Annotated in this window: 25 protein-coding genes; 18 read left to right on the top strand and 7 right to left on the bottom strand. The window is 36.9% G+C overall.

Annotated elements, in window-relative coordinates:
• The 6 genes from PMI13_RS06235 to PMI13_RS06260 all read right to left on the bottom strand — a co-directional run.
• Window positions 1-1,913: DUF2207 domain-containing protein (locus PMI13_RS06235; protein WP_007841793.1), on the bottom strand; the 1,913-nt coding region annotated here is incomplete at its 3' end.
• 3 nt (window positions 1,914-1,916) lie between these two features.
• Window positions 1,917-2,471, bottom strand: a complete 555-nt coding sequence (locus PMI13_RS06240) for a LemA family protein (RefSeq protein ID WP_007841794.1) — start codon at window positions 2,469-2,471, stop codon at window positions 1,917-1,919.
• Window positions 2,472-2,585: 114 nt separating this feature from the next.
• Window positions 2,586-2,897 (bottom strand): NIL domain-containing protein, encoded by a 312-nt coding sequence (locus PMI13_RS06245; RefSeq protein ID WP_007841795.1) that lies wholly within the window; start codon window positions 2,895-2,897, stop codon window positions 2,586-2,588.
• A gap of 384 nt (window positions 2,898-3,281) precedes the next feature.
• Window positions 3,282-3,953, bottom strand: coding sequence for a YiiX/YebB-like N1pC/P60 family cysteine hydrolase (locus PMI13_RS06250; protein WP_007841796.1), 672 nt, complete (start codon window positions 3,951-3,953; stop codon window positions 3,282-3,284).
• Window positions 3,913-4,368: a DUF1801 domain-containing protein gene (locus tag PMI13_RS06255; RefSeq protein WP_007841798.1), complete on the bottom strand. Its 456-nt coding sequence runs from the start codon at window positions 4,366-4,368 to the stop codon at window positions 3,913-3,915. Before PMI13_RS06255 ends, PMI13_RS06250 begins: the two co-directional genes overlap by 41 nt.
• A gap of 122 nt (window positions 4,369-4,490) precedes the next feature.
• Window positions 4,491-6,989 carry a fibronectin type III domain-containing protein gene (locus tag PMI13_RS06260; protein ID WP_007841799.1) on the bottom strand — a complete coding sequence of 833 codons (2,499 nt, stop codon included), beginning with the start codon at window positions 6,987-6,989 and terminating at the stop codon, window positions 4,491-4,493.
• Window positions 6,990-7,269: 280 nt separating this feature from the next.
• Between PMI13_RS06260 and PMI13_RS06265 the strand changes: the two genes are divergently transcribed.
• The 12 genes from PMI13_RS06265 to PMI13_RS06315 all read left to right on the top strand — a co-directional run bounded on the left by PMI13_RS06265 (window position 7,270) and on the right by PMI13_RS06315 (window position 16,019).
• Window positions 7,270-8,475 carry a pyridoxal phosphate-dependent aminotransferase gene (locus tag PMI13_RS06265; RefSeq protein WP_007841800.1) on the top strand — a complete coding sequence of 402 codons (1,206 nt, stop codon included), beginning with the start codon at window positions 7,270-7,272 and terminating at the stop codon, window positions 8,473-8,475.
• 9 nt (window positions 8,476-8,484) lie between these two features.
• Window positions 8,485-8,964 (top strand): hypothetical protein, encoded by a 480-nt coding sequence (locus PMI13_RS06270; RefSeq protein ID WP_007841801.1) that lies wholly within the window; start codon window positions 8,485-8,487, stop codon window positions 8,962-8,964.
• Window positions 8,965-8,969: 5 nt separating this feature from the next.
• A complete protein-coding gene (gene murB / locus PMI13_RS06275) occupies window positions 8,970-9,983 on the top strand; it encodes a UDP-N-acetylmuramate dehydrogenase (RefSeq protein WP_007841802.1) in 1,014 nt (337 codons plus the stop codon).
• Window positions 9,984-10,161: 178 nt separating this feature from the next.
• Complete coding sequence (locus PMI13_RS06280; RefSeq protein WP_007841803.1) at window positions 10,162-10,728, top strand: hypothetical protein; 567 nt, start codon at window positions 10,162-10,164, stop codon at window positions 10,726-10,728.
• Between the two features lie 22 nt (window positions 10,729-10,750).
• Window positions 10,751-11,554, top strand: coding sequence for a pyrroline-5-carboxylate reductase (gene proC / locus PMI13_RS06285; RefSeq protein WP_007841805.1), 804 nt, complete (start codon window positions 10,751-10,753; stop codon window positions 11,552-11,554).
• Window positions 11,555-11,700: 146 nt separating this feature from the next.
• Window positions 11,701-13,341: an apolipoprotein N-acyltransferase gene (gene lnt, locus PMI13_RS06290; protein ID WP_007841807.1), complete on the top strand. Its 1,641-nt coding sequence runs from the start codon at window positions 11,701-11,703 to the stop codon at window positions 13,339-13,341.
• A gap of 225 nt (window positions 13,342-13,566) precedes the next feature.
• Window positions 13,567-13,806, top strand: a complete 240-nt coding sequence (rpmB, locus tag PMI13_RS06295) for a 50S ribosomal protein L28 (RefSeq protein ID WP_007841810.1) — start codon at window positions 13,567-13,569, stop codon at window positions 13,804-13,806.
• 7 nt (window positions 13,807-13,813) lie between these two features.
• Complete coding sequence (rpmG, locus tag PMI13_RS06300) at window positions 13,814-13,996, top strand: 50S ribosomal protein L33 (protein WP_007841812.1); 183 nt, start codon at window positions 13,814-13,816, stop codon at window positions 13,994-13,996.
• A 20-nt stretch (window positions 13,997-14,016) separates the two neighbouring features.
• On the top strand, window positions 14,017-14,169 hold the full coding sequence (locus PMI13_RS20865; protein ID WP_002976755.1) for a DUF4295 domain-containing protein: 153 nt from the start codon (window positions 14,017-14,019) through the stop codon (window positions 14,167-14,169).
• Window positions 14,170-14,258: 89 nt separating this feature from the next.
• Window positions 14,259-14,726 carry a RidA family protein gene (locus PMI13_RS06305; RefSeq protein ID WP_007841824.1) on the top strand — a complete coding sequence of 156 codons (468 nt, stop codon included), beginning with the start codon at window positions 14,259-14,261 and terminating at the stop codon, window positions 14,724-14,726.
• 15 nt (window positions 14,727-14,741) lie between these two features.
• Window positions 14,742-15,695 carry a signal recognition particle-docking protein FtsY gene (gene ftsY / locus PMI13_RS06310; protein ID WP_007841826.1) on the top strand — a complete coding sequence of 318 codons (954 nt, stop codon included), beginning with the start codon at window positions 14,742-14,744 and terminating at the stop codon, window positions 15,693-15,695.
• Between the two features lie 69 nt (window positions 15,696-15,764).
• On the top strand, window positions 15,765-16,019 hold the full coding sequence (locus PMI13_RS06315; protein ID WP_007841828.1) for a GlsB/YeaQ/YmgE family stress response membrane protein: 255 nt from the start codon (window positions 15,765-15,767) through the stop codon (window positions 16,017-16,019).
• A gap of 71 nt (window positions 16,020-16,090) precedes the next feature.
• On the opposite strand, the gene sppA is transcribed toward PMI13_RS06315, so the two are convergent.
• Window positions 16,091-17,848, bottom strand: coding sequence for a signal peptide peptidase SppA (gene sppA, locus PMI13_RS06320; protein ID WP_007841831.1), 1,758 nt, complete (start codon window positions 17,846-17,848; stop codon window positions 16,091-16,093).
• Window positions 17,849-17,868: 20 nt separating this feature from the next.
• Between sppA and folK the strand changes: the two genes are divergently transcribed.
• From folK to fmt, 6 genes are all read left to right on the top strand, one after another.
• The gene (gene folK / locus PMI13_RS06325) at window positions 17,869-18,294 is read left to right on the top strand and encodes a 2-amino-4-hydroxy-6-hydroxymethyldihydropteridine diphosphokinase (protein WP_007841832.1); all 426 of its coding nucleotides are present in this window, start codon (window positions 17,869-17,871) and stop codon (window positions 18,292-18,294) included.
• Window positions 18,295-18,304: 10 nt separating this feature from the next.
• Window positions 18,305-19,414, top strand: a complete 1,110-nt coding sequence (locus PMI13_RS06330) for a hypothetical protein (RefSeq protein WP_007841834.1) — start codon at window positions 18,305-18,307, stop codon at window positions 19,412-19,414.
• Window positions 19,415-19,496: 82 nt separating this feature from the next.
• Window positions 19,497-21,029: an OmpA family protein gene (locus PMI13_RS06335; protein WP_007841836.1), complete on the top strand. Its 1,533-nt coding sequence runs from the start codon at window positions 19,497-19,499 to the stop codon at window positions 21,027-21,029.
• A 189-nt stretch (window positions 21,030-21,218) separates the two neighbouring features.
• Window positions 21,219-22,667, top strand: coding sequence for an OmpA family protein (locus tag PMI13_RS06340; RefSeq protein WP_007841853.1), 1,449 nt, complete (start codon window positions 21,219-21,221; stop codon window positions 22,665-22,667).
• Window positions 22,668-22,745: 78 nt separating this feature from the next.
• On the top strand, window positions 22,746-24,653 hold the full coding sequence (locus tag PMI13_RS06345) for a RecQ family ATP-dependent DNA helicase (protein WP_007841854.1): 1,908 nt from the start codon (window positions 22,746-22,748) through the stop codon (window positions 24,651-24,653).
• Window positions 24,654-24,769: 116 nt separating this feature from the next.
• Window positions 24,770-25,717 carry a methionyl-tRNA formyltransferase gene (gene fmt / locus PMI13_RS06350; RefSeq protein ID WP_007841856.1) on the top strand — a complete coding sequence of 316 codons (948 nt, stop codon included), beginning with the start codon at window positions 24,770-24,772 and terminating at the stop codon, window positions 25,715-25,717.
• The last annotated feature ends 73 nt before the right edge of the window (window positions 25,718-25,790 follow it).

Below are 25,790 nucleotides of genomic sequence, written 5' to 3' on the forward strand. Positions count from 1 at the left end.
CCACCACCACCGCCACCGCCGCCGGAGAATCCACCACCACCGGAACCGCTCCCGGAACTGGATGGCTGCGTTGCTGCCGATTGTATGGAATGGGTAAGGCTTGAATTCAAAGTATTTCCAAAGCTGTAATGATTGATTGAACTTCCTACATACCATGTATGAACATAATCTGATCCGCTGGCCATCTTTTTCAGCATTTCATCAAACTTTTTACCCCAAATCTCATCAACACTCAAAACCATCGCAAAAGGCAGAAGGTTTTCAAAAACCTGCGGCGTCATCTGAGGCGGATTGTGAAATTTAAGCTGTTCATTTTCTGCAGCCCCCATATACATTTTAAAACCTTCAATCAGTGATTTTTTCTTTAATTTTTCTTCTGATGGCCTTTTAATCAGATTCTGATAAATGATCAGTGAAGTAAATGCCAGTGCTATAAAGATATAGCAGATATTAAAATTATTACTTTCCACCGCATTATGCCCTTTGGTTATCAAACCTCCGATCGCCAGAAAAACCAGTGCCGGAATGGGGGTTAAATATTTCCAGGAAACATTTTTAAACAGAATCATCGTTAACCCCAATACAATGAAAAGGACAGCATACAGAAATCCGCCAATGACTATTTTTTCGCCTTCAGGATATATTTTATAACTTAAAAATAAACCTAACGCATAGACCATAGTGGTAATTAAAACCGGTAAAATAATTTTACTTCCGTTATTCCCTTCATTCAAAAACTTATCATGCTGGAATTTTAAGGTTTCCCTGAAGCTATTGACTACTTTTTCAATCTTCGGGTCATATTTTCCGTCAAATTTCACGGTGTCTTTATTTCCCGTAAAAAGAGTATTCATCAGATTAATTTCTTCTTTCGGTAAAACCTCATCGGGCTCTTTTAATTTCTGAATGGTAAATGTTTTTGTATTGAAAAGTCCCAGAATACCTGAATCTTCACCTTCAATTATTTTTACATATCCTTTCACGGCAAGGTTGACAATTGCCGCAGTGAGGTATTTATTTTTAAAATTTTCACTTTTTATATAGCCTAATGAAGCCGGTGAAAGATTTTCAGGAGCATTAAACTGAGGATAAACCACAGGACTTTCCGGATCAACGCCATACTTTCTCCATGTAGAAAAATAGTAGAACAGCAATCCTAAAAAGACAATAAATCCGCCAATAAGAACTCCGAATTTCTCAAGAAAAGTTGGTGGCGGAGGCGGGATCATCACTCCTTTTTTGAAACCGACAGCGATAGTAAGCCCTTCATTAGCCTGAAGCCCTGCTGCACTCCATTCTATTGAATGATCCGATAAAATTTTTGAAGTACAGCTTTGTGAATTACTTCCGTATCTCCCGGTATAACAGGAGTTCTGAATAATCCCTGCACCTTCGGGAAGATTTATTTTCGCCGAAATGCTATCGATTTCAAAATCCCAGTAGGTTCCGTTTACATTCCAGTACAGCTCATCATAGGTATCAAAAAAACCGATTTGCTTTTCCGTTTTGTATTTTATTTCGTACTGATAATCTCCAGGATTTAAGATAATATCTTTATTCCCGACATAAATTTTCAGAAAACCATCTTCTATTTTTTTGTGATAGTCTTCTTCTGAACCATTCTTTTTAACGGAAATAATATCATATTTTACCTTTTGTGTCCTGTTATTCAGATTTCTGGATAAAGGCAACGCACGGTAAATCCCTCTTTTAATATTTTCTCCCAGGCTATGAACATTGATGCTTTCCGTAACCGTGAGCCCTGAATTTTTATCAACATCAATGTCGGTATGAAAGGAAGTTATTCTTTCAACTCCTTCTACAATTGACATCTGATCAGGACGCCCGGGCTCTTCCTGGGAAAAGGCAGCTGTATATAGCAGGAGGCAAAAAAGCAACAAAAACTTTTTCATGAGCTAGAAATTTACAGTTGGAACTTCTCTCTCCGCAATATTCTGCAGCTCAAAAAACGGCGACTTTTCAAATTTATACATATTAGCGATGATATTACTCGGGAAAGATTCTACGAGAGTATTGTTTTCTCTTACCGTTCCGTTGTAATATCTTCTTGATTTTTCAATATCATTTTCTATCGAGGTAAGTTCAGACTGCAACTGCTGGAAATTAGCATTCGCTTTCAGGTCCGGATATTGCTCTGCTACAGCAAACAGATTCATCATGGCCTGATTCAGGTTTTTCTCTGCAGCTTCTTTAGCTTCGACAGAATTGGCACCTACAGCCTGGGTTCTCGCTCTGGTAACACTGTCTAATGTTTCTCTTTCATGGGTGGCATATCCTTTTACCGTTTCCACAAGATTGGGAATAAGGTCATGACGTTTTTTAAGCATTACATCAATGCTGCTCCATGCTTCCTGAACCAGGTTTTTCAATTTTACCAACCGGTTGTAAACAGAAACGCCGTAAAGAAGAAACAGAACGACTACAGCAACGATAACAATAATTGTGATCATATATTATTTGTTTTTATTTACTTTAAAAATAATGTTTTTTTAGTTATCACCCGGAAATAAAAAAAGCGTCCAGTAAACTGAACACTCTTGTAATTAAAACTATATGAATCTCCCCTAAGAATACTTCCTGCAGAGATACTCTACCGTTGTATTCAAAAGTTTATTTTTATTCAGATAAAGCTCGAGTTCCCGACAATCTTCTGAATTTGCACTGATGTATAACTGAACCGACCCAAAGCTACGGCCCTGCACATATTCTACATTAGCTGATAACACCCGGTGACAAATTCCGAACTGATTATAGATGATATTAAGCAATTGCTCAAATTTCATTTTACCATTTAATTCTATTTCCAGTATCAATTCTTTTTTAGGAAGGTTTAATCTATTCTGTAAAACCTGCAGGTTCGGATTGGGTGTAATCATAATTAAACATTTTGGGGTTAGACCATGTTTGATTTATTCGCGTAATGCATTAAATTTTTGACAAAAATATAAAAAATTATTAGTCCACAAAATTAGTGGACTAATAATTTTAAATTTTAACACTTTTGCTTGTGATGTATGTTTGGGCTGAAACCTTATATGGGTTTATAAAAAGGAAAAAGACTGTTTCAAAAGTCCTCCCTGTTCCGGAATCTCCTGCATGACAACTCTTTTTGACTTTTAGGAGATTCTCAGAGTATTATTTACTTTTGAGACAGTCTCAATATTATTTTTCTCGTGGATTGAGCAGATTTGGCAGATGATAATGTACTGTAAAGATCTGTATCTATTCAAATTTTAGTTCCTGCATATAAAACTTTAAATCTATAATTCCTTTATTCGTACCAGTTTTTCTGAACCCGCCAAACCATTAGGATTACAGCCGGGCTCACCTTCAGGAACCTTTAAATTTTTCTTCTGATAAAACTCTTCCCAGAAAGCATTGGTTTTTCCTGTTTTCGGATCTATAAAAGTCATGGGTTCCAGTTTAAAAATATGATCGCCCCTGAATGCCCTTTCTATAAAATCTGAACAGTAATAAGAGCTCTCATCAAGAATATAATTGAAATTGTATGGTTTTCCTAACATGCTATGGGCTTTCTCAACTGCAGAAGGAATTGTATGCTGAAATTCCGGCTTTAGACGATACACCACTATATTTTGCCGGTCTTTTCTCTGATCATTCATAAAATCTTTTAAAGTCTGTTTTTGAGAGCCTCCTTTAGGGGCAGCATGCAGAACAAAAAATCGACCGTTTTCTTTTTCCAGAATACCGATGTGATCGAATGAAGCACTCTTCTGTTTTTGCGTCACCTTGTTGATCGCTCCCGAAAGACCGGATTCTTTTGCTGTAACGAAGAGCAGGTCACCATTTTTCAGATCTGAAACCGGATTGGCTTTGCAACTGATAACCAGCAGCAAAATAAAAGCAACAGCACCCAGCTTAAGTAAAAGCTTACTTTTTAAAGTTGCTCTCATAACATTCAATCCAGCCATCAACAGTCATTTTTTTGCTTAGCTCAGCGATTAATCCGAACGGGATATCGTCTGTCTTTTTGAATCTTATACAAGATTTTCCCATATCCAGTTTTCTTTTGGAATGTTTCGGAAATTCCGATACAAACCATTCCAATAAATCAGGCTTTGCATAGATACCCATATGATATAAGGCAATAAAGTTTTTCTGTGAAGCCAACCCTATAAAAGGCAAGGGCGAACCGGGTGTACAGTGGTAGCCTGCCGGATAAGTTTCCAAAGGAACTCCCCAGCCTACCATTCCGTAGCTGATATTTTCTTTAAAGCCTTTGGGCAAATTATCATTAACCGTATCGAACAGTTTTTTAAATACTTCCTGTCTTTCTTCAGGAATCTTTGAGATATAATCTTCTATGGATATAGCAGGAATTTGCATTTCGATTTTATTTTAAGGGTTTTCAAAATAACGAAATTTATAGATAAGTTTGATCTAAAATTTATAAACAAAAAGACAGCTATAAAAAATTTATAGCCGTCTCTTCAATATCAATTTAAAAATTATTTTTTAATTGCTTTTACTGTAGATCTTGAACCGTCTTTAAACTGGATCGTGATTAAATACAATCCGGAATTCAACATACTTAAATTAATTTCTTTACCCGGATTTTGAATAGTCTGCACTACTCTTCCTGATAAATCACCGATCATTACAGATTTAATCTCCTTCGTTTCAGAAATGTACACTACATCTTTGAACGGATTCGGGTGAATTTTCACCGTTTCTTTTTTAACGTTTACATCAGAAGTACTTAATTGTAAAGCTTCCCAATATACATTATCCCAATAATAGGCTTTCGCATCATTCATACTATGAATAGCCAGTCTTGCATTTGCAGGTACAGATGTAGGGACAGAAACAATATATTCTGAATTAGAATCTGAATAAGAATTACTGCTGATTGTTACAGCCTGTATCAGAACAAATGAAGCAGCATCAGTGATATCGGTAACATATCCTACATTAAGGGTTCCCGTTCCGCTTGTCACTCTTGCTTTAAACCTCAACTGATTCGTCCCCGCATTGACGTTGCTGAATGTAGGAAGTACTGCAATACTCGGGGTTGCTGATGTACCGGTATACTGGTAAATATTTCTTGTTCCGGAGGCCGGCGAGGTAGATGTAATGGTCTGTGAACCTGATCCTGCTATTCTTGCCCAACAATCTGGAACGATAGATCCTGTAGAATAAGAATCAAAATCCTCATACATCGTTGCTATACTACCACATAATGTTTTAAAAGTAGTTACATAAGTCCATGCACTTTTATCAGCTGCACTACAGGCCGAGCGTACCCAAACATAATAGTTGGTACTAGGATTTAAGTTAGAAAGTCCTGTTGAAGTAACTCCGGCAGCTGTAACTCCTGAAGGTGTTGTTGTAGCTATCGGTGTAGTACTGTTGGTAGAATAATAGTATTCATATCCATTCGCAGGAGGAGTAGACGGGGCTGTCCACGCCAAATCTACTGTCGTTAATCCCGGATTTGAAGCGGTTAGAGCTGTTGGTGCAAAACAAGTCGGAATCTGTTCCCAATACACATCATCCCAATAATAAGACTTTCCATCTGCAGTATTTTTTATCGCCAATCTTGCATTTGCCGGTGTAGAAGCAGGAACTATTACGGTATATTCTGCAGCTGCAGTGGTATAGTTGGTATTAGCAATACTTAAGGCTTGAATCGGAACAAATGTACTCGCATCCGCAGCATCTGTTACATAGCCTACATTCAATGTTCCTGTAGCCGAGCTTACTCTTGCTTTAAATCTTAGCCAATGAGTTCCTGCATTAATGTTACTGAATTCCGGTAAAACAACAACACTGGGGGTTTGTGAGCTTGAACAGTACTGGTAGATATTTCTTGTACCCGAAGCCGGTGTTGTAGAAGTAATAGTCTGGCTTCCATTAGTGATAATTCTTGCCCAGCAGTCAGGCACGATAGATCCTGTAGAATAAGAATCAAAATTCTCATACATTGAAGTCATAGGGCCACACAATGTTTTAAATGTACCTGCAAAAGACCATACACTCTGGCCTGTTGCCGTGCTGCAGTTTGTTCTTACCCAATAGTAATATACTGTATTCGGAGCTAAACTGCCTATTGTTGTCGAAGTTCCTGTAAGCCCGGGTAAACTGGGTGTGGTTGAACTTGTAGGCGTTGTAGAACCTGTACTGTAATACAGATCATATCCTGAAGCCTGAGTGGTAGGAGGAACAGTCCATGATACCTGTGCTGAATTAGGTGTAAGTGTACCCACCGGCTGTATAGTTGGAGCTGCACAATCGGAATATGCATCAGCAGAAAAAGCTAAAATATTGGAAACACCATTACCTAAAGCATTTCTTGTTATAGTAACGCTTTGGATCGGTTTGGCATGGTTGGCTGCATCGATAACTAACTCAGCCTGATAAAGCCTTGGGTTGGTAGAATTCGGTTCCAGAACATCATTGGTTCTGTTGATCCTTCCGATCCCCTGAATCGCAAAGTTGGCACCATCGTACCAATCCAGAAGCCCGATGTTTGTAAATGTCTGCGTAGTATTATCCGTGAAATTCACCACTATATCCACTGCAGAAGTACCACTTCCGCTGGTAGACAACATATACAATCTAAAAGCAGCTTTCGGAGTTGTAAAAATCAAAGTTCCGGTATCGTTGGAACCTGCCATTCTTAAAGAGTTATTTCCACTCAGATCACCAAGTTTAAAGCTTAAACCGGGAGTTCCGGCAGCCACAGAATTGATCAGTCCGTCTGAAGGAATTCCGTAAGTGAGGGGCATACTTGATGAAGTAAGCTGGAAATCCCGTGCTACAAAAGCAAAAGATGCTCCATCCACATCCATCGTTGTAGAGGTCATAGAAGAACCAATTCCGTTAGCAATCACATCAGCCGAATATCCGGATTGCACCGGCATGGTCTGAAAGTTTTGTCCCATTAAATCTGAGACAGAAAAAAGAGCCATCAAATTTAAAGCTCCAACAAATAGTTTTATTTTCATATAAATCAATATTACGATCGTAAATTTAATAAAAAAACAATATAAAAAACTTTTACTTAATATTTTTTTATTAAAATATCAAAATAACATAAATAAATAACAAATACTTTCAAATGTTCAAAATACCATATAACAATTAAACAAGTTAAAATATAACATAAAATTTACAAAAAGAAAAAATATGATACAAATAACAAAATACCAATATTTTTCCTCTCCGTAGCTATTATTTTATTATTGGAAAATTAAATCTTATTTTTGCCATACAAATTTTTGAACAATGCCTAATATTTCAAACAGAGCACAACACATGCCGCCGTCACCGGTAAGAAAACTGGTTCCTTTCGCCCTTAAAGCAAAACAAAAAGGAATAAAAGTATATCACCTCAACATCGGGCAACCGGACATTGAGACCCCGGAAACGGCTTTAAATGCTTTAAAGAATATTGATTTAAAAGTATTGGAATATGCTCTTTCCGAAGGAAATATAGAATACAGAAAAGCCCTTACAGAATATTATCATTCTTTGGATTTTAAAGATCTGACTCCTGATAATTTCATTGTAACCAATGGTGGTTCTGAAGCATTGAACTTTGCCATCTCTACTCTTTGTGATGATGGTGATGAAGTAATTATCCCGGAGCCTTATTATGCAAACTATAACGGATTCACCAGCACATTCAATGTAAATGTGGTGGCTGTTCCATCAACAATTGATACCGGTTTTGCCCTTCCTCCGATTGAAGAATTTGAGAAAAAAATCACTGAAAAAACCAGAGCAATTGTAATCTGCAATCCTGGAAACCCAACAGGTTATCTTTATACCCGTGAAGAACTTCAGAAGCTGGCAGAAATTGCTTTAAAATATGACATCGTAGTCATTTCTGATGAAGTTTACAGAGAATACGTTTATGATGGCAAACAGCAGATTTCAATGTTGGCTTTCCCTGAATTAAGCGAAAACTGTATCATCATTGATTCAGAATCCAAGCGTTATTCTATGTGTGGAGTAAGAATCGGGTGTATGATTACCCGCTCCAAAAAAATTCATGATGCAGCCATGCTTTTTGCACAGGCAAGACTGAGTCCGGTTCTTTTGGGACAGATTGCAGCGACTGCCGCTCACCAGAATGACGGAGCCTACATCCGTGCAGTAAGAGAAGAATATACGCACAGAAGAAATATCCTGGTAGATTTATTAAATGCGATTCCCGGAGTGATCTGCCCGAAACCTAAAGGAGCATTTTACTGTGTAGCTGAGCTTCCGGTGGATGATACTGAAAAATTTGCTCAATGGCTCCTGGAAAAATATACCCACAAAAACGAAACCATCATGGTGGCTCCTGCAGGAGGATTTTACAGCAATCCTGAACTGGGTAAAAAACAGGTAAGAATCGCCTATGTTTTAAAAGAACAGGATTTAAAAAGAAGTGCCGAAATTTTAAAAGATGCACTACAGCAATACAAATCAGAATTTAATCTATAAATCATAACAATGTCAGCAATAAAAAAAATCAGTCTGAAAATATTCTTTTCAACCGTTTTATTGCTGACATTTTTTTCCTGCCTTAAAAAGAAAAGGACTACTACTGTCAAAAACCCAAATGAAATTACATCCATCAGTTTATCTGATATTGGTGGAAGTTTAGGAAGCTACAGGATTATCAGAATCACAAAAGATTCCATTCATTCAGAACGGGGCATCGCAGCAGACAAGACCCACCATCGTTGGGATGCCGCCATTACTCCCGAAACCTGGCAAAATATGGTTTCCGCTATTGATCCTAATACGTTGGATAAAATCAAAAGTTCACCAAGTAAACAACCCGTTGACGGGACTGATGAAACCTTTCAGATCAGAACTCCGAAAAAATCCCATGTCTATGTAAATTCTTATGTTGACAACATTCATTATAAGCAATTTCAAAAACTAAAAATCCGGATAGAAAAAATTCTTCCGAAAGAATACCAGTAAATCCCATGTACGAAAATTTTTCCTTAAAGCCATATAACACTTTCGGTATAGAAGTCAGTGCAAAATACTTCACAGAAATCACCAATACCGAAGAACTGAAGAATGCACTCAACTTCTCAGACGTTCAAACCCTTCCCATCCTGTTTCTTGGAGGTGGAAGTAATATTTTACTGACCCAAGATTTTGATGGTCTTGCTATTAAACTTGATTTAAAAGGAATAACAGAAGAAAACCGGACAGAAAATGAAGTATTGATCACTGCCAAAGCCGGAGAAAACTGGCATAACTTTGTCATGTATTGTTTGAAAAATAATTATGGCGGGCTGGAAAATCTTTCCTTAATTCCGGGAAATGTAGGAACTTCCCCAATGCAGAATATTGGCGCTTACGGAACAGAAATAAAAGATGTTTTTGTTAATTGTAAAGTATTGAACCTCGAAACTCTCGGGATTGAAAACTTCGACCTGGAAAAATGCAGATTCGCATACAGGGATTCTATTTTCAAGCAGGAAGGGAAAGGAAAATATGTAATTCTTGAAGTTACATTTAAGCTGACCAAAAAAGACCATATCATTAAAACCGAATACGGTGCCATTCAGTCTGAGCTGGAAAAGATGGGCATTCAAAATCCTACGATACAGGATATTTCCAAAGCGGTAATTCATATCAGACAAAGCAAGTTACCGGATCCGAAAATTATTGGAAATGCAGGAAGCTTTTTCAAGAATCCGACCATTCCTCTTGTTCAGTTTGAAGTATTAAAACAGAAATTTGAAAACATCCAGGGTTATCCGAATGGGAATCAAGTGAAAGTTCCTGCCGGATGGCTGATCGAGCAATGCGGCTGGAAGGGAAAACAAATTGGAAACGTAGCTTCCCATCAATTACAATCCCTGGTTATCGTGAATGCTACAGGAAATGCAACAGGGAAAGAAATTTTTGACTTTTCAACAATGATTATCGATTCGGTAAAGGAAAAATTTGGGATTGAACTTGAAAGAGAAGTGAATATTATTTGACCTGAGCCTTCATAAATAAAGAGAATAAAATTTCTAAAAAATAATCTTCCAAACAACTGCAAATGCAGTTGTTTTTTAATATGAAACCCTGTTGAATAAAATTTAATATTTATAAAACATTTACTTTCATTAAATTTCATCCCTTCAATTATTAAAAACCATTTTTAATACAAAGATCATGGCAAAAGACTTAACGGAAAAAGAATTCAGAAAGCTTATCCAAAAGCATATTGACAAGAATAATTATGTAAAAATATATCTTTCGGAAAAAAGCCCGGACGGGTATATTTTTGGATTCATTCTTAAAATGTCTGATGATTTTCTGATGATCCAGGAGACTCATGATTTCAACTTGTCAGGCCTTAAAATCATCCCTTACAAGAGAATTGAAAACATCCGGAACAACAGATTTGATAAAAAAACAAAAGAGATTTTCTCTGGAGAAGGGCTGATTAAATTCAACCAAAGAATTATCGACAATACTTCTTTAAAAAACCCGGAATCACTTTTTAAATCACTAAAGAAGCAGAATTTCCACTGTATTGTAGAAAGTCTGAAAAAGAAAAAGAACCTGTTTTCAATTGGTGAAATTTCAGATATCAATGGGCAATCGGTTACCATTAAAAATTATGATGCCACTGGTAAAATATATAAAAAACCTCATAAAATTTCTTTTAAAAATTTAGAATTTATTACTTTTAATGATAATTACTCTGTCACCTTCAAAAAATACTTAAAAAATTAAGTTGGAATAACAAAAAACATTTATGAAAATAGCCATTTTGGGAGCCGGAAACATGGGATTATCGTTTTCGAAATCATTTTTGAAATATGAGCTGATCAGGCGTCAGGACCTGCATCTTATCATCAGGAATCCCTCTAAAATTTCTAAATTATCTGAAGAATTCCCGGGCTCAAAAATTTCAACTTTTGAGGAAATTAAAGAATTGGATGCAGATTTAATTATCATCGCTGTAAAACCCCAGGATTTTCAGAATGTTGCTGAAAACATTTCATTTTCATTAAAGGAAAACCAGATGATTTTATCGATCATGGCCGGAATTAAAATTCAGAAAATCCAGAAACTGTTAAATCATCCCCTTGTTGTAAGAGCAATGCCCAACTCCCCTACTCTTTTAGGAATGGGGATTACCGGCTACACTTCTGCTGACGGAATCTCTTTCAGCCAGATCATTAATATTGAAAGATTATTAAACAGCACCGGAAGATCGGTTTATCTGGAAGATGAAGATCTGCTGGATGGTGTTACAGCTCTTTCCGGCAGCGGACCTGCCTATTTCTATTACATTATAGATGCCATGATCAAAGCCGGAATCGAAATGGGGATTGAAGAAAACCTGTCTAAACTTTTTGTAAAGCAAACGATGCTTGGTGCCTATCATCTGATTAACAATTCCGATAAAAACCTTGAAGAACTAATAAGCGATGTCGCTTCCAAAGGCGGAACTACGGAAGCAGCTTTAAAAACTTTTGAAGATAGCCACTTCAAAGAAATTTTGAAAAACGGAATTTTAAATGCTGAGAAACGTGCTAAAGAGCTAAACGGTTAAATTTATTTTCCATAAGCCGGCATATCAACCAGCCCGGATAAGCGCCGGATGTATATGGAAAAATAATGAGTGGGTAAAATTTCTTTAACATCGATTGTCAATTTATTCATTTCAAAAACATTAAATTTGTATGTTAATTGAATATAATGAAATACGTACTTCTTACGCTCATTTCAGCGATGTTGCTATCAATATCCTGGCCCACTTACGGAATTCCTTTCTTCATATTTTTTGCTCTTGTTCCTCTTTTAATGATGGAGCATGGCATTTCCAGATTTTCAGATTATAAAAGAAAAAGCTGGATGGTTTTCGGATTATCCTATCTGTGCTTTATGATCTGGAACATCGTAACCACAGGATGGCTGTACGGTTCTAAAAACCCGGACGGAAGCCACTCTCTGATGGCTGTTGTATTTCCGGTTTTAGTCAATTCCTTTTTGTATTCATTGGTTTTCCAGTGTTATCATTGGTATAAAAATGCCCAGGGAACGTATTGGGGGCTGGCTTTTTTAGTAGCCCTCTGGATGAGTTTTGAAAAATTCCATATGTCCTGGGAATTAACGTGGCCATGGCTAAACCTTGGAAATGTATTTTCAGAATACCCTAAGTTGGTTCAATGGTATGACACATTGGGCGCTACCGGCGGAAGTTTCTGGATTTTACTGACTAATGTTTTTATTTTTTATACCCTGAGGACCTGGGAAGCCGGAAGAAAAAGAAAAGACCTGATCAGAAATGTTTCCATCCTTGTTCTTGCCATTATCCTCCCGATGATTATTTCATTAATCAAGTACAATAATTTCGATGAAAAACCCATTGGACAGGTCAATGTTTTGCTTCTTCAGCCAGACCTTGACCCTTATGCAGAAAAATATTCTCAAGATAGCCTGACCATAGAAAATGATTTATTAAACCTTGCCGAAAAGAATTCAAAAGGAAGAATAGATTATTATATAGCTCCGGAAACGGCAATCCCGGGAAGAGGTTCCATTTCTGAGACTGCATTTGAAAAGAGTATATTATTAAACAATATCAAAGGATTTCTTTCAAAACATCCGGGTTCTGTATTCTCAACAGGAATTTCCTCACACCGTTTTTATTCAAGCACTGAAAACCTGCCTGAGGAAGCTTACCAGATCAACCAGGGACTTTGGGTCGAAAGCTATAATTCGGCAGTACAAATTGTTCCGAGCCGGAAAGTGGAAGTGTATCACAAAGGAAAGCTTGTTCCCGGAGTGGAAATCTTCCCTTATATGAATATTTTAAAGCCCATTTTAGGAGATGCCATGCTTAACCTGGGCGGAACCGTAGCTTCATTGGGAACAGATAAAGAAAGAGTCGCTTTTTCCAATCCTTACAACAAGGGAAAGCTTGCTCCTATCATTTGTTATGAAAGTATTTATGGAGAATTTGTAACCGACTATGTAAAGAAAGGAGCCAACTTCTTAGCCATCATGACCAATGATTCCTGGTGGGGCGTTACGGAAGGCCATAAACAGCTTTTATCTTACGCCAGATTAAGAGCTATAGAAACAAGAAGAGAAATCGCCCGTGCAGCCAACAGTGGGATCTCTGCCCATATCGATGCAAAGGGGAACGTCGTTGCCGATACTTTTTATGGCGACCAGACGGCATTATTTGCTAAGATAAATCTGTATGACCAACAGACGTTTTATACAAGAACGGGGGACTTGCTGACAAGAATTTCAATTTTTGCGTTAGGATTCCTTCTTTTCTATTTTTTAATTAAAAGATTCCAGAATAAATTCCAGAGCAAAAAAGCTTAGAATTAATCATTAAGATCAATTTAACGGTTAAAGACATTAAAGATTGTAAGTTGATATGAAATGTACCAGCATCATCGCTGTATTCTTCTATGACCAGAAATCGCTTAACTTTCAATATTATTAATCAACAGGTTATTTGCAAATATTTTATAAAAGATTTGTCTATCTAAAAAATTCTTCGTTATTTTGCACTCTCAAATATTATACAAATAAGAACATCGAGATATGTCAAGAATTTGCCAAATAACAGGAAAGCGTGCAATGGTTGGTAACAACGTTTCTCACGCTAATAACAAAACGAAGCGTCGTTTTGAAATTAACTTATTGGAGAAGAAGTTTTACCTTCCGGAGCAAGATAAGCACGTTACGCTGAAAGTATCAGCTCATGGATTGAGAGTGATTAACAAGATTGGAATCGAAGAGGCTCTTGAAAGAGCTGTAAGAAACGGATTGATTAAAAAGTAATTAAATCATGGCAAAAAAAGGAAACAGAGTTCAAGTAATCCTTGAATGTACAGAGCACAAAGAAAGCGGTATGGCGGGAATGTCAAGATACATTTCTACTAAAAATAAAAAGAACACGACAGAGAGATTAGAGCTTAAAAAGTACAATCCGGTTCTTAAGAAAGTTACAGTTCACAAAGAAATCAAGTAATTTATAAAATATAATTTACCATGGCAAAGAAAGTAGTAGCAACCCTACAAAGCGGACAGTCAAAAAAAATGACTAAAGTTGTGAAAATGGTTAAGTCATCTAAATCAGGGGCTTACGTTTTTGAAGAAAAAGTAATGAATGCAGACGAAGTTGACGGTTATTTAAAAAAATAATCTGTACTTTATTTACAATATAAAAAACTACTCATATTTTGGGTAGTTTTTTTGTTATCTTTGTTCGCCAGATGATTAATACGTAAAATATGAAAAAAATTTTTGTTCTGGTCTGCACAGTAATTTTTCTATTTTCATTCAGTCAGAAAACCATGAACCCTACAGCATATAAAAGTTCTCCAAAAGTTTTCAACATTAAAGGATTATCACAATCAGTAAGCATTGACTGTGGAAATTCTAAAATGATTTTATTATCCGGACAGGTTCCTCTGGATCCGGAAGGCAATCTCGTGGGAAATAATGTAGAAGATCAGACCCATCAGGTTTTCAAAAATATCGAAAACATTCTGAAAGAATATGGCGGTACAGGAAAAGATATTATAAAACTGGGGATATTTATTACAGATATAACCCGGACACCAGACTTCAGAAAAGTCAGGGATTTATATATCAATCTTCAAAGCCCTCCCGTAAGCAGTCTTGTAGAAGTAAGCAGCCTTTTCAGAAAAGATGTGCTTGTAGAAGTAGAAGCCACTGCAGTGATTAAAAACAAATAAGAATAAACTAAAACTATGAGTTGGTTTAAAAATATTTTCAAGAAAGAAGAAAAAGAATCTTTGGATAAAGGATTGGAAAAATCCAGTCAGGGATTCTTTGAAAAAATAACAAAAGCCGTAGTCGGCAAAAGCACAGTAGATGATGAAGTACTTGATGACCTGGAAGAAGTACTTATTGCATCCGATGTAGGTGCATCCACTACCATTAAAATCATAGAGAGAATTGAAGAACGTGTTTCCAGAGATAAATACGTTAATGTAAATGAGCTCGATACAATTCTTCGTGAAGAAATTTCAGGATTATTGCTGGAAAATCCACACGCAGGTACGGGAAATATAGATACCTCCAAAAAACCTTATGTTATTATGGTTGTAGGAGTAAACGGTGTGGGTAAAACCACTACTATCGGAAAACTGGCCTATCAGTTTAAATCTGAAGGCAAGAAAGTTGTTCTGGGAGCTGCCGATACGTTCAGAGCCGCTGCTGTTGACCAGCTGACTATCTGGAGCCAGAGAGTGGATGTCCCGATCGTAAAGCAGGATATGGGTTCCGATCCGGCCTCCGTTGCATTTGATACAGTACAAAGCGCCGTTGCCCAGGGAGCAGACGTAGTCATCATTGATACGGCAGGAAGACTTCATAATAAAATCAATTTAATGAATGAGCTTTCAAAAATCAAAAGAGTGATGCAAAAGGTTATTCCTGATGCTCCCCATGAGATTTTACTGGTTCTTGACGGTTCCACAGGGCAGAATGCTTTTGAGCAGGCTAAACAGTTTACAGCCGCCACCGAAGTGAATGCTCTTGCCGTTACAAAATTAGACGGTACTGCTAAAGGAGGAGTCGTAATCGGCATCTCCGATCAGTTCCAGATTCCGGTGAAATATATAGGAGTGGGCGAAAAAATGCAGGATTTGCAATTGTTTAATGGTACGGAATTTGTTGACTCATTCTTCAAGAAAAGATGATTTTTATCATGTTTTCCCAAATAAGTAAAACACTTTTTATTAATATTAACAATTAAAAAATTTACGACTATGGGAATTTTAACTTGGATCATATTTGGTCTTATCGCAGGAGCAATTGCAAAAATGATTATGCCGGGCACTCAGGGAGGCGGATGGCTGATGACCATTATTTTAGGAATCGTCGGAGCTTTTGTAGGCGGATTTGTTGGAAGCCTTTTAGGATGGGGAACCGTTGACAGCTTTGATTTCAGAAGTATGCTACTCGCCGTTGGAGGAGCGCTGGTTGTGCTCTGGATATTCGGAATGGCCTCGAAAAAAAGCTGATAAAATATTAAAAAAACAAACGCCGGATCTGAAATTCAGATCCGGCGTTTCTGTAAAATAAAATATATAATTTAGTTAGTTTTTATCTGATAAGGCATTTCCATTTTTATTTCAGAATTCAGCTTTTCGCTGGTAATCTGCTGCAGGATTTCATAATTAGCCTTCCCTATTTTGTTTTTAATCACCCTCGCTGAGATATCATCTTCATTGAAATCTTTGAAGATCTGTTCAAAAGCAGACATCTGCTTAGGATAAGAAGCCACATGATAAGATTTCAATCCCGCTTTCTGGGCTGCAAATTTCACCGCATCATTTAAAGTTCCGAGATCATCTACCAAACCTATCTGCTTCGCTCTGGTCCCGCTCCATACTCTGCCGCCGCCTACAGTATCGATCTGCTCAAAAGTCTGTTTTCTGTTTTGGGTAACGAAATGTACAAATCTCTTATAAGTACCTTCCACACTTTTTGTAATCATACTTACTCCATAAGGGCTTACACCATTTAATGAAGAATAGTACTGCGAATTTGCATTAGTCGCAACAATATCTGAGCGTATCCCGTTTTTATTGGCAAGATCTTTAAAATAAGGAATCACCCCGAAAACTCCGATAGATCCGGTAAGTGTATTAGGTTCGGAATAAATTTTATCTGCTGCCATCGCAATATAATATCCTCCTGATGCTGCATAATCTCCGAAAGAAACAATAAGCGGTTTTTTCTTTTTCAACTGCTGAAGCTCAAATAAAATTTCGTCAGAAGCATTGGCACTTCCTCCCGGAGAATTAATTCTGAATACCACAGCTTTTACTTTATCATCTTCCTGAAGGTCTTTGATGTATCTGATATATTTTTCAGAATAAATCTCATTATATTCATCCCCGTTATTGATGGATCCCGACGCATATAATACAGCAACTTTATCGCCTGATTTAGCATCATCGCCAGAATAAGAATTAATATATTTTCCCAATGAAATTTTATTTAATTTATCTTCATCTTTCAGATCTAACTTAGATTTGATAAGGCGATCATATTCGGTTTTCTGGATCAGCTGATCGGCAAGTTTGTATTTCAAGCTCTGTTCCGGTATCATTCCGTACAGGCTGTCAACAATGGTCTTAAACTGAGCGGTATCAATTTTTCTTGAAGCTGCAATTCTTGTTGATGTATTTTTCCATAAATCGTTTAAAAGAGTGCTTAACTGCTCTTTATTTTCCGGAGAAATATCATTTCTTAAAAATGGTTCTACTGCAGACTTGAATTTTCCATGACGGATCACTTCGATGCCGATTCCGTATTTATCCGCAAAATCTTTAAAGAAAGCAACTTCAGTGGCTAAGCCTTTCAGTTCAATCATTCCTGAGGGGTTTAAAAAATATTTATCTGCCACAGACCCTAAATAATAAGACATCTGTGAGGCTGTATTCCCGTAGGCATAAACAAATTTTCCGCTTTTTTTGAAATCTTCAATGGCATTCCTTAAATCATCAACCTGGGTAAGCCCTGCATACAGGTCGTCTGCTTCAATACTTATCCCTTTGATATTATCATCTGTTTTTGCTTTATTGATGGCTTCCAATGCCTCATATAACAGAATACTTTTATTTTGATTGCTTATATCAAACAGTCCTTTTTGCTCTTCCGTAGGGCTGTCAATAATCATCGTTTTTAAATTAATTGTTAAAACCGAGTTCTTTTTCACCGTTACCGATTTATCACTACTCATAGAACTAAACACCAGCATCATAATAAAAAAGAAGAAAAATACAGCACATAGTATGACAATTGCCACTATATTTGCCAAAACATTTTTAAAAAAACTTTTCATAAAATCAATCATTTTCAAATATGTCGCAACATGAGGTAGTTTTGTTACTCGGAAGTAATCTCGGAGACAGAAAAAAAAATTTAGAACAGGCTTTAGAAAAAATTAAATCAAAGGGTAATGAGATATTAAAAATTAGTGAATTTTTGACATCCGAACCTATAGAATTTGTCAGTTCCAATATTTTTTGTAATATTGCATCAATAATACGCACACATCTTTCACCAATTCAATTTCTTGATTTTGTTAAAAGTATTGAAAATGAGATGGGAAGAATTAGCGATTCTAAGGTATCCGGAAGTTATAGTGACAGGATCATAGACATTGATATCGTTAGTTATGATAATTTGAATTTTGTATCAGAAAGGTTGGAAATCCCTCATAAAAAACATCTTTTTGAAAGGGAATTTTCCAGAGTATTATTAAAAGATTTTATCTATAAAACATAAAACATATTGTATGAAATTAGGTTTATTATTATTGGCCGCACTTCCTATTGCTACTTATGCACAGGATAGTATTTCAGTAAATTCTTCGGACAAATACCCTAATACATTCTCTTCGGGTTCAGCTAATGTTCAGCCTTTTGATAACAAGGCGAGAAGATTCAACGACTGGTCTATTTCAGTCGGAGGTGGCGCAGCATTTATGACTCATTCTGATCTTACCTCTTTTTATGACGGTAAAGTGAACTGGGGATATAATGCTTACGTCAGCATAGACAAACAAATCTCTCATACCTTTGGTTTAAGCCTTATCTATCAAAGAGGTGAGACCAAACAAAAAGCTCAGCTTGAGGGTGCAGCCGGACAAGCTGCAGGAGTAGGTGTTGCTGACACGAAGTACAACCAGATTGCTTTGATGGGAGATGTAAATTTCTCAAATCTTTTAAGAAGAGTTGACAACCACTCTCCTTACAGATGGGCATTACATGGGTATGCAGGTATCGGAGTTCAGGGGTATAATACCTCTTTGCACGACAACAATGAATTCAGATGGAGCACTACTCCACACAGAATCCCGTTATTCATTAAACAGGATCTTGACATTAACTCAATCTTCTACCAATTTGGTGTTGGTTTGAAGTATAAAGTTTCAAAACTTGTTGATATTGAAGCAAGAACAATGTATATCCTTAGTGGTGATGACGAGTTTGATGGTGGTGGTTGGTCCGGACCCGCAGATTACGATCCGGCATCAAAAGTTTCCAAATATAACATGATCAATAAGCACAGATCTGATAATATGTGGACTGTGAATTTAGGGGTATCATTCAAACTTGGAAAACATCTTTCTCACTTAGCTTGGCATGATCCTTTACAGGAAGCTTACTACAGAACTAATGTACTTGAAAATGCAACAACAGATTTTGTAGTTTGCGAAAAAGGAGATAACGATAACGACGGTGTATGTGATGACTGGGATAGAGAGCTGAATACTCCTGCAGGAGCAAGAGTAGATGGCGCCGGTGTTGCATTGGATATGGATCTTGATGGAGTTATCGACCTATACGACAAATGCGTAACCGTTCCCGGACCAGCTGACAACAACGGCTGTCCTACCAAATAATAAACAAACACATATTATACAAAATTAAACTATCGGGTTAGTTAAAAAACTGACCCTATAGTTTCTGTTCAAACACAACACTATGAAATTAAATTTTGCAATTGTGGCATTAGCATTAGCTGTGCCAACGGCTTCACTTGCCCAAGATTCCCTAGCTGTTTCTAATGGCGGATATCCCAATACATTCTCATCAGGATCTGCTGATGTTTCTCCCTTCACTCAACAATCTAAAAGATTTAATGACTGGTCTGTTTCAATAGGTGCGGGTGTACCTCTTCTACAGTCTGCAGATTTAACATCTATAAAGAATGGGAACGGGAAAAATCTTTTTGGTTATTCTGCCTATGTAAGTATTGATAAAGCCATTACCCATGCTTTTGGCATTAAATTACAATATGACAGAGGTGAAACAAAACAGGGCTGGTTCAATACTAAAGATTCTGCACCGTCAGGAATGCCTTACCAGGAAGTAGCTGCCAGAACCCAGTATGATGCAATCTCATTATTAGGAGATATCAACTTTTCAAACCTTTTGAGAAGAGTAGATAATCACTCTCCTTACAGATGGGCGCTTCACGGGTATGCAGGTATCGGTACATTGGCTTACAGAGCTTACCAAAAAGGAGCTAATAACAAACAGGCATTAATGACTGAGGTTAAACCTTTCAAATTTAACTCATTATTCGGTCAGGTTGGTACAGGCCTTAAATTCAAAGTCAATAACAGAATTGATCTTGAAGGAAGAGTAATGTATGTCATCACCGGTGATGATGAATTCGATGGTGGAGGGGCACAATACAGTGCTGTTAACCAACGTGAAGAAAATACTTCAGACAACTTTTTCAACGCAACCTTAGGAGCTTCATTGAAATTGGGAAAACACGGGTCTCACTTAATGTGGCATGACCCGCTACAGGAAATCTATTACAAATTAGATGTTTTAGCTAACAGAAAACAGGACGTTGATTTGTGTAAAAGAGGAGATCTTGATAAAGATGCCATCTGTGATGACTGGGACAGACAGCTTGATACACCTGCAGGAGCAAGAGTGGATGGCGCCGGTGTAGCTCTTGATGCAGATTTGGATGGTGTAATCGACCTTTACGACAAGTGTGTTACGGTTCCCGGACCTGCTGAAAACAATGGTTGCCCAATAGTAAAAGACAATCATCAAACAGCAACTGTAGTAGAGCAGGAGCTTAAAGATGTTTACTTTAACTTCAATAAAGCTACTATCAGACCTGAGTCTAATGATAGATTAGATCAAGCTGCAAAAATAATTAAAGAAAATGGTGGTAATTATTTACTTACAGGCCACACAGATATTAAAGGAAGCCCTGCTTATAACTTAAAACTTTCCCAGGAAAGAGCCGCCGCCGTAGTAGCTGCTTTGGAAAACAGAGGAGTTTCTTTAAACTCACTTAAATCCAGAGGAGTTGGGTCTGCGGAAGCTAAATTCCCGGCAACTGCCAGCGATGAAGAAAGATTGGCAGACAGAAAAGTTACAGTACGCTTTATTGAAAACAGTTCGGAGTGGGAAGCGATGAAGAAGAAAGATTATGAGGAAGCTCCTGTAAAAAAGTCGATAAAAAAATCGTCAGGTAAAAGAAAATAATTTCTTATAAATTAAATGGCCGGAAAGTTTTTTTCCGGCCTATTTATTTTTTTATCTTTCAGGAATGATTTTTTTTTCCTAAATTTATATAATTTTCTGAACGAAGGTTATATAATTTATTGGTATTTAAGAATAGAAAACTTACTTTTGCATAATAAATCATTTAATTAACTAAATAAAAAATACACTATGAAATTAAGTTTAGCAATTGTAGCACTAGCATTAGCTGTTCCAACAGCTTCTTTTGCACAAGACTCAACGGCAGTTTCAAATGGAGAATATCCGAACACGTTTTCTTCGGGCTCTGCCAATGTTTCTCCTTTTACCCAACAATCTAAAAGATTTAATGATTGGGCAATTTCAATAGGTGCCGGCGTACCGCTTATGCAGTCTGCTGATTTAACATCTATAAAGAATGGGAACGGGAAAAACCTTTTCGGGTATTCTGCATATGTAAGTATCGATAAAGCCATTACCCATGCTTTTGGTCTTAAATTACAATATGACAGAGGAGAAACAAGACAAGGTTGGTTCAGTACTAAAGATTCTGCACCGTCAGGAATGCCTTACCAGGAAGTAGCTGCCAGAACCCAGTATGATGCAATCTCATTATTGGGGGATATCAACTTTTCAAACCTTTTGAGAAGAGTAGATAACCACTCTCCTTACAGATGGGCACTTCACGGGTATGCAGGTATCGGTACATTGGCTTACAGAGCTTACCAAAAAGGGGCTAATAACAAGCAGGCATTAATGACTGAGGTTAAGCCTTTTAAATTTAATTCATTATTCGGTCAGGTTGGTACAGGTCTTAAATTCAAAGTTAATAACAGAATTGACATTGAAGGAAGGGTAATGTACGTAATTTCCGGTGATGATGAATTCGATGGTGGAGGAGCACAATACAGTGCTGTTAACCAACGTGAAGAAAATACTTCAGACAATTTCTTCAACACAACTTTAGGGGTTTCGTTGAAATTGGGAAAACACGAGTCTCACTTAATGTGGCATGACCCGTTACAGGAAATCTATTACAAATTAGATGTTTTAGCTAATAAAAACCAGGATATCGAAGTTTGTAAAAAAGGAGATGCTGATAATGACGGAGTTTGTGACGATTGGGACAGACAACTTGATACTCCTGCAGGAGCAAGAGTGGATGGTGCCGGTGTAGCTCTTGATACTGATCTGGATGGTGTAATCGACCTTTACGACAAGTGTGTTACAGTTCCCGGACCTGTTGAAAACAACGGTTGTCCTACAACGACTACAGGGCCTGTAAAAGAAACGGAAAGAACATTGGAAGGAATTGAATTTGATTTAAATTCTGACAGAATCTTACCTTCAAACACACCGATCCTTAACAACGCTGTTGGTTATATCAATTCTTCAGAAGGTTCTTACAATGTAGTAGGAGCTACCGATACAAGAGGAACTGATGCTTACAACCAGAAACTATCTGAAAGAAGAGCAAATAACGTTAAAGATTATTTAATCAAAAACGGTGTTCAGACAGGTAAACTTAACGCTATAGGTAAAGGTGAAAAAGACCTTAAATATCCTGAGTGTGAACCAGCTACAAAATGTCCTGAATGGAAAAACAGAGCAAACAGAAGAGTTTACTTTGAAGCAAAATAATAAACTAATTATTTATTTATATAAAAGTCACGCAATGCGTGACTTTTTTTGTTATATTTCTTTCCTTATTTTTACGCCATGATTTCTTCACAAGACTTTCACCAGCTAAAATACAGAACTCTTAAACATTTTTGGGGCTATGATCAGTTCAGAGATTCACAGGAAGAAATTATCAATTCTGTGCTCAACGAAAAAGATACTCTCGTTCTCCTACCTACAGGAGCAGGGAAATCGCTATGCTATCAGCTTCCGGCCTTATTAAAAGAAGGGGTTTGTATTGTTATCTCTCCATTACTGGCCCTGATGAAAGACCAGGTAAATCAGCTTAAATTTCGGGGTATTGAAGCAGAATATTTGTCATCAGAGCTCGATGAATTTGATGCTGAAGTAATTTATAACAGATGCAAAGACGGTCTGACAAAGCTTCTTTATATTTCACCTGAAAGGCTTACCAATACTCAGTTCCTGCAAAATATTGAAGAAACTCAAATGTCTTTTATAGCAGTAGACGAAGCACACTGTATCTCCGAATGGGGACAGGATTTCCGTCCAAGCTATCAGAATATAAAAGAATTCAGAAGAAATAATCCTGAGATTCATTGCCTGGCTTTAACAGCAACTGCCACGCCGAAAGTTCTGGAAGAGATTAAATCTAAACTTGAGCTCAGGAAACCGGAGGTTTTTCAGAAAAGTTTTAAAAGGGAAAACATTAAAATTTACACCGAAGAAGTCTCCGATAAATTCCAGCGTGTTTATACAATTTTAAAATATACACAGGATTCCGGAATTGTTTATGTCCGCTCCAGGAAAGAGGCAGAATTACTTACTGAGTTTCTTCACAATAATCAATTGAAACATGTTGATTTTTTCCATGCCGGATTAACGACAAAGGAAAAAAACATCAAACAGCAAATTTGGAATAATAGCAACAGTAATGTTTTGATTTCCACGAATGCCTTCGGCATGGGAATCGATAAAGATAATGTACGTTTCGTAATCCATTATTCGCCTTCTCCTTCACTGGAAAATTATTATCAGGAAATAGGAAGGGCAGGAAGAGACGGAAAAAAGAGCTTTGCTTTTCTACTCTGGAATCAACAGGAAATTTTAAACTTTGACCAGATCTTAAAAAATCAGATTCCCAATAAAGTCGAATTTCTGAAAATTGTTACCTACCTCTACTCTATTTTCCAGGTTGCAGAAAATGAGCTGCCAGAAAAGGTCTTTCAGCTGAATACTACAGGAATCCAGAATTTCACCAGGCTCTCAAAGGCAAAAATTAAAAATGTCCTGAATTTCCTCCACAACCAGGAAATCATCTACTATAACGACAATAAAAGTTTATCTTCTTTACAACTACTGATGCAGGCTGATGAAATTGATCAGTTGCCCCATAAAGACAGTTATTTTATAGAGCTTCTTCTCCGCACGGTTTCAGGTATTACAACCCATAAAGTCATGTTCAGTGAACAAAACGTCAGTAATAAAATCGGAGTAAGTGTTCATTTAATTAAAGAACGTCTTAAAGAACTGCAACAGAAAAACTATGTAGAATATGTTGATGGAGCTTTATCCAGCGTAAAATTTTTAAAACCAAGGGATGAAAGAATCATTAACAGTGCTTACTGGAAACTTTTCGAGCATATTCAAAAAACCAAAATTCAGAAATGGGAAGAAATGAAATTTTACATAGAAAATAATGACTATTGTAAAATGAAACTTATTCTTTCCTATTTTGGAGAGAAAAACTCTAAAAACTGTGGACAGTGTTCAGTCTGCGAAAAGAATAAACGATCCATCTTCGGAAAAAATGTTTCGGCACAGATCATCAAATTATTAACGAAGAAGCCTGCTACTATTGAAGAGCTTTCCGTACAGCTAAGCTATCAGTCAAAAGAGAGCATTTTAGAAAACCTTATTTTCCTCCTGGATTCAGGTAAAATAAAAATGCTGAACTTCAGGACTTACGCGTTGAATCATGAGTAATGAGTGATAGGTAATGAATGATAATTGATAAATGCCGGATAACAAATACTCATTCATCTTTTAATTCTTTAATATTTTAATTTTTAAATGATTTAAAAGACTCCTATCTTTGCAGAATGAAATCACTGAAAGTCGTTTTTTTAGGAACTCCCGAGTTTGCAAAAACCTCATTGGAAGCCGTTCATCAGTCACATCATGAAATAGTAGGCGTTGTAACCGTTGCTGACAAAGCAAGCGGACGTGGGCAGAAGATAAACCAGTCTCCTGTGAAAATATTTGCTGTAGAAAATAATCTTCCTGTTTTTCAGCCCGAAAAACTGAGGAATCCTGAATTTTTAGAAGCGCTCAGAAAGCTGGACGCTGATGTTTTCATCGTAGTCGCTTTCAGAATGATGCCTAAAATCCTTTTTGAGATGCCTAAAATGGGAACATTCAATCTTCATGCATCATTACTTCCCGATTACAGGGGAGCTGCCCCGATTAATTATGCAGTGATCAATGGAGAAGAAAAAACAGGTGCAACGACTTTCTTCATTAACGAAAAAATAGATGAAGGCAATATTCTGCTTCAGGAAGAGCTGGAAGTTCTGCCTGATGAGAATGCAGGAAGCCTTCATGACAGACTCATGGAAATGGGCTCGAAATTAGTTGTAAAAACCCTTGACGGGCTTGCTGAAAATTCCATTCAGGAAAAACCTCAGCCACAGGTTGAACATCCTAAAAATGCTTATAAAATATTTAAAGAAGATACCCGGATAGACTGGACAAAAAGCTCAAAGGAAGTTCATCAGTTTATCCTCGGTATGTCTCCTTATCCTGCAGCTTTCACTACTTTAAAAATAGGTGAAGAAGAAAAAGGACTGAAAATATTCGGTGGAAAATTTGAAATTTCAAATCATGGTCAAACAGCAGGTACTTTGAATATTTCAAAAAATGATTTTAAAATCTATACCAATGACGGAGTTTATTTTCCTTCAGAATTACAATTAGAAGGAAAAAAAAGAATGAATATCAAAGATTTTCTGAACGGTTTCAGAAATTTCGACGAAATAAAAATGGCCTGATTTGATCAGGCCATTTTTTATTTTTAAGTCAATCATGAATTTTTGAAGTTCTTTTCTTCAGGAGTAATTTAAC

Source organism: Chryseobacterium populi, from assembly GCF_000282115.1.
Classification (GTDB): Bacteria; Bacteroidota; Bacteroidia; order Flavobacteriales; family Weeksellaceae; genus Chryseobacterium; species Chryseobacterium populi.

Coding starts and splice junctions, on each gene's coding strand:
- PMI13_RS06240 (WP_007841794.1), bottom strand. CDS start 2,471: ATGATCACAATTATTGTTATCGTTGCTGTAGTCGTTCTGTTTCTTCTT.
- PMI13_RS06245 (WP_007841795.1), bottom strand. CDS start 2,897: ATGATTACACCCAATCCGAACCTGCAGGTTTTACAGAATAGATTAAAC.
- PMI13_RS06250 (WP_007841796.1), bottom strand. CDS start 3,953: ATGGCTGGATTGAATGTTATGAGAGCAACTTTAAAAAGTAAGCTTTTA.
- PMI13_RS06255 (WP_007841798.1), bottom strand. CDS start 4,368: ATGCAAATTCCTGCTATATCCATAGAAGATTATATCTCAAAGATTCCT.
- PMI13_RS06260 (WP_007841799.1), bottom strand. CDS start 6,989: ATGAAAATAAAACTATTTGTTGGAGCTTTAAATTTGATGGCTCTTTTT.
- PMI13_RS06265 (WP_007841800.1), top strand. CDS start 7,270: ATGCCTAATATTTCAAACAGAGCACAACACATGCCGCCGTCACCGGTA.
- PMI13_RS06270 (WP_007841801.1), top strand. CDS start 8,485: ATGTCAGCAATAAAAAAAATCAGTCTGAAAATATTCTTTTCAACCGTT.
- murB (WP_007841802.1), top strand. CDS start 8,970: ATGTACGAAAATTTTTCCTTAAAGCCATATAACACTTTCGGTATAGAA.
- PMI13_RS06280 (WP_007841803.1), top strand. CDS start 10,162: ATGGCAAAAGACTTAACGGAAAAAGAATTCAGAAAGCTTATCCAAAAG.
- proC (WP_007841805.1), top strand. CDS start 10,751: ATGAAAATAGCCATTTTGGGAGCCGGAAACATGGGATTATCGTTTTCG.
- lnt (WP_007841807.1), top strand. CDS start 11,701: ATGAAATACGTACTTCTTACGCTCATTTCAGCGATGTTGCTATCAATA.
- rpmB (WP_007841810.1), top strand. CDS start 13,567: ATGTCAAGAATTTGCCAAATAACAGGAAAGCGTGCAATGGTTGGTAAC.
- rpmG (WP_007841812.1), top strand. CDS start 13,814: ATGGCAAAAAAAGGAAACAGAGTTCAAGTAATCCTTGAATGTACAGAG.
- PMI13_RS20865 (WP_002976755.1), top strand. CDS start 14,017: ATGGCAAAGAAAGTAGTAGCAACCCTACAAAGCGGACAGTCAAAAAAA.
- PMI13_RS06305 (WP_007841824.1), top strand. CDS start 14,259: ATGAAAAAAATTTTTGTTCTGGTCTGCACAGTAATTTTTCTATTTTCA.
- ftsY (WP_007841826.1), top strand. CDS start 14,742: ATGAGTTGGTTTAAAAATATTTTCAAGAAAGAAGAAAAAGAATCTTTG.
- PMI13_RS06315 (WP_007841828.1), top strand. CDS start 15,765: ATGGGAATTTTAACTTGGATCATATTTGGTCTTATCGCAGGAGCAATT.
- sppA (WP_007841831.1), bottom strand. CDS start 17,848: ATGAAAAGTTTTTTTAAAAATGTTTTGGCAAATATAGTGGCAATTGTC.
- folK (WP_007841832.1), top strand. CDS start 17,869: ATGTCGCAACATGAGGTAGTTTTGTTACTCGGAAGTAATCTCGGAGAC.
- PMI13_RS06330 (WP_007841834.1), top strand. CDS start 18,305: ATGAAATTAGGTTTATTATTATTGGCCGCACTTCCTATTGCTACTTAT.
- PMI13_RS06335 (WP_007841836.1), top strand. CDS start 19,497: ATGAAATTAAATTTTGCAATTGTGGCATTAGCATTAGCTGTGCCAACG.
- PMI13_RS06340 (WP_007841853.1), top strand. CDS start 21,219: ATGAAATTAAGTTTAGCAATTGTAGCACTAGCATTAGCTGTTCCAACA.
- PMI13_RS06345 (WP_007841854.1), top strand. CDS start 22,746: ATGATTTCTTCACAAGACTTTCACCAGCTAAAATACAGAACTCTTAAA.
- fmt (WP_007841856.1), top strand. CDS start 24,770: ATGAAATCACTGAAAGTCGTTTTTTTAGGAACTCCCGAGTTTGCAAAA.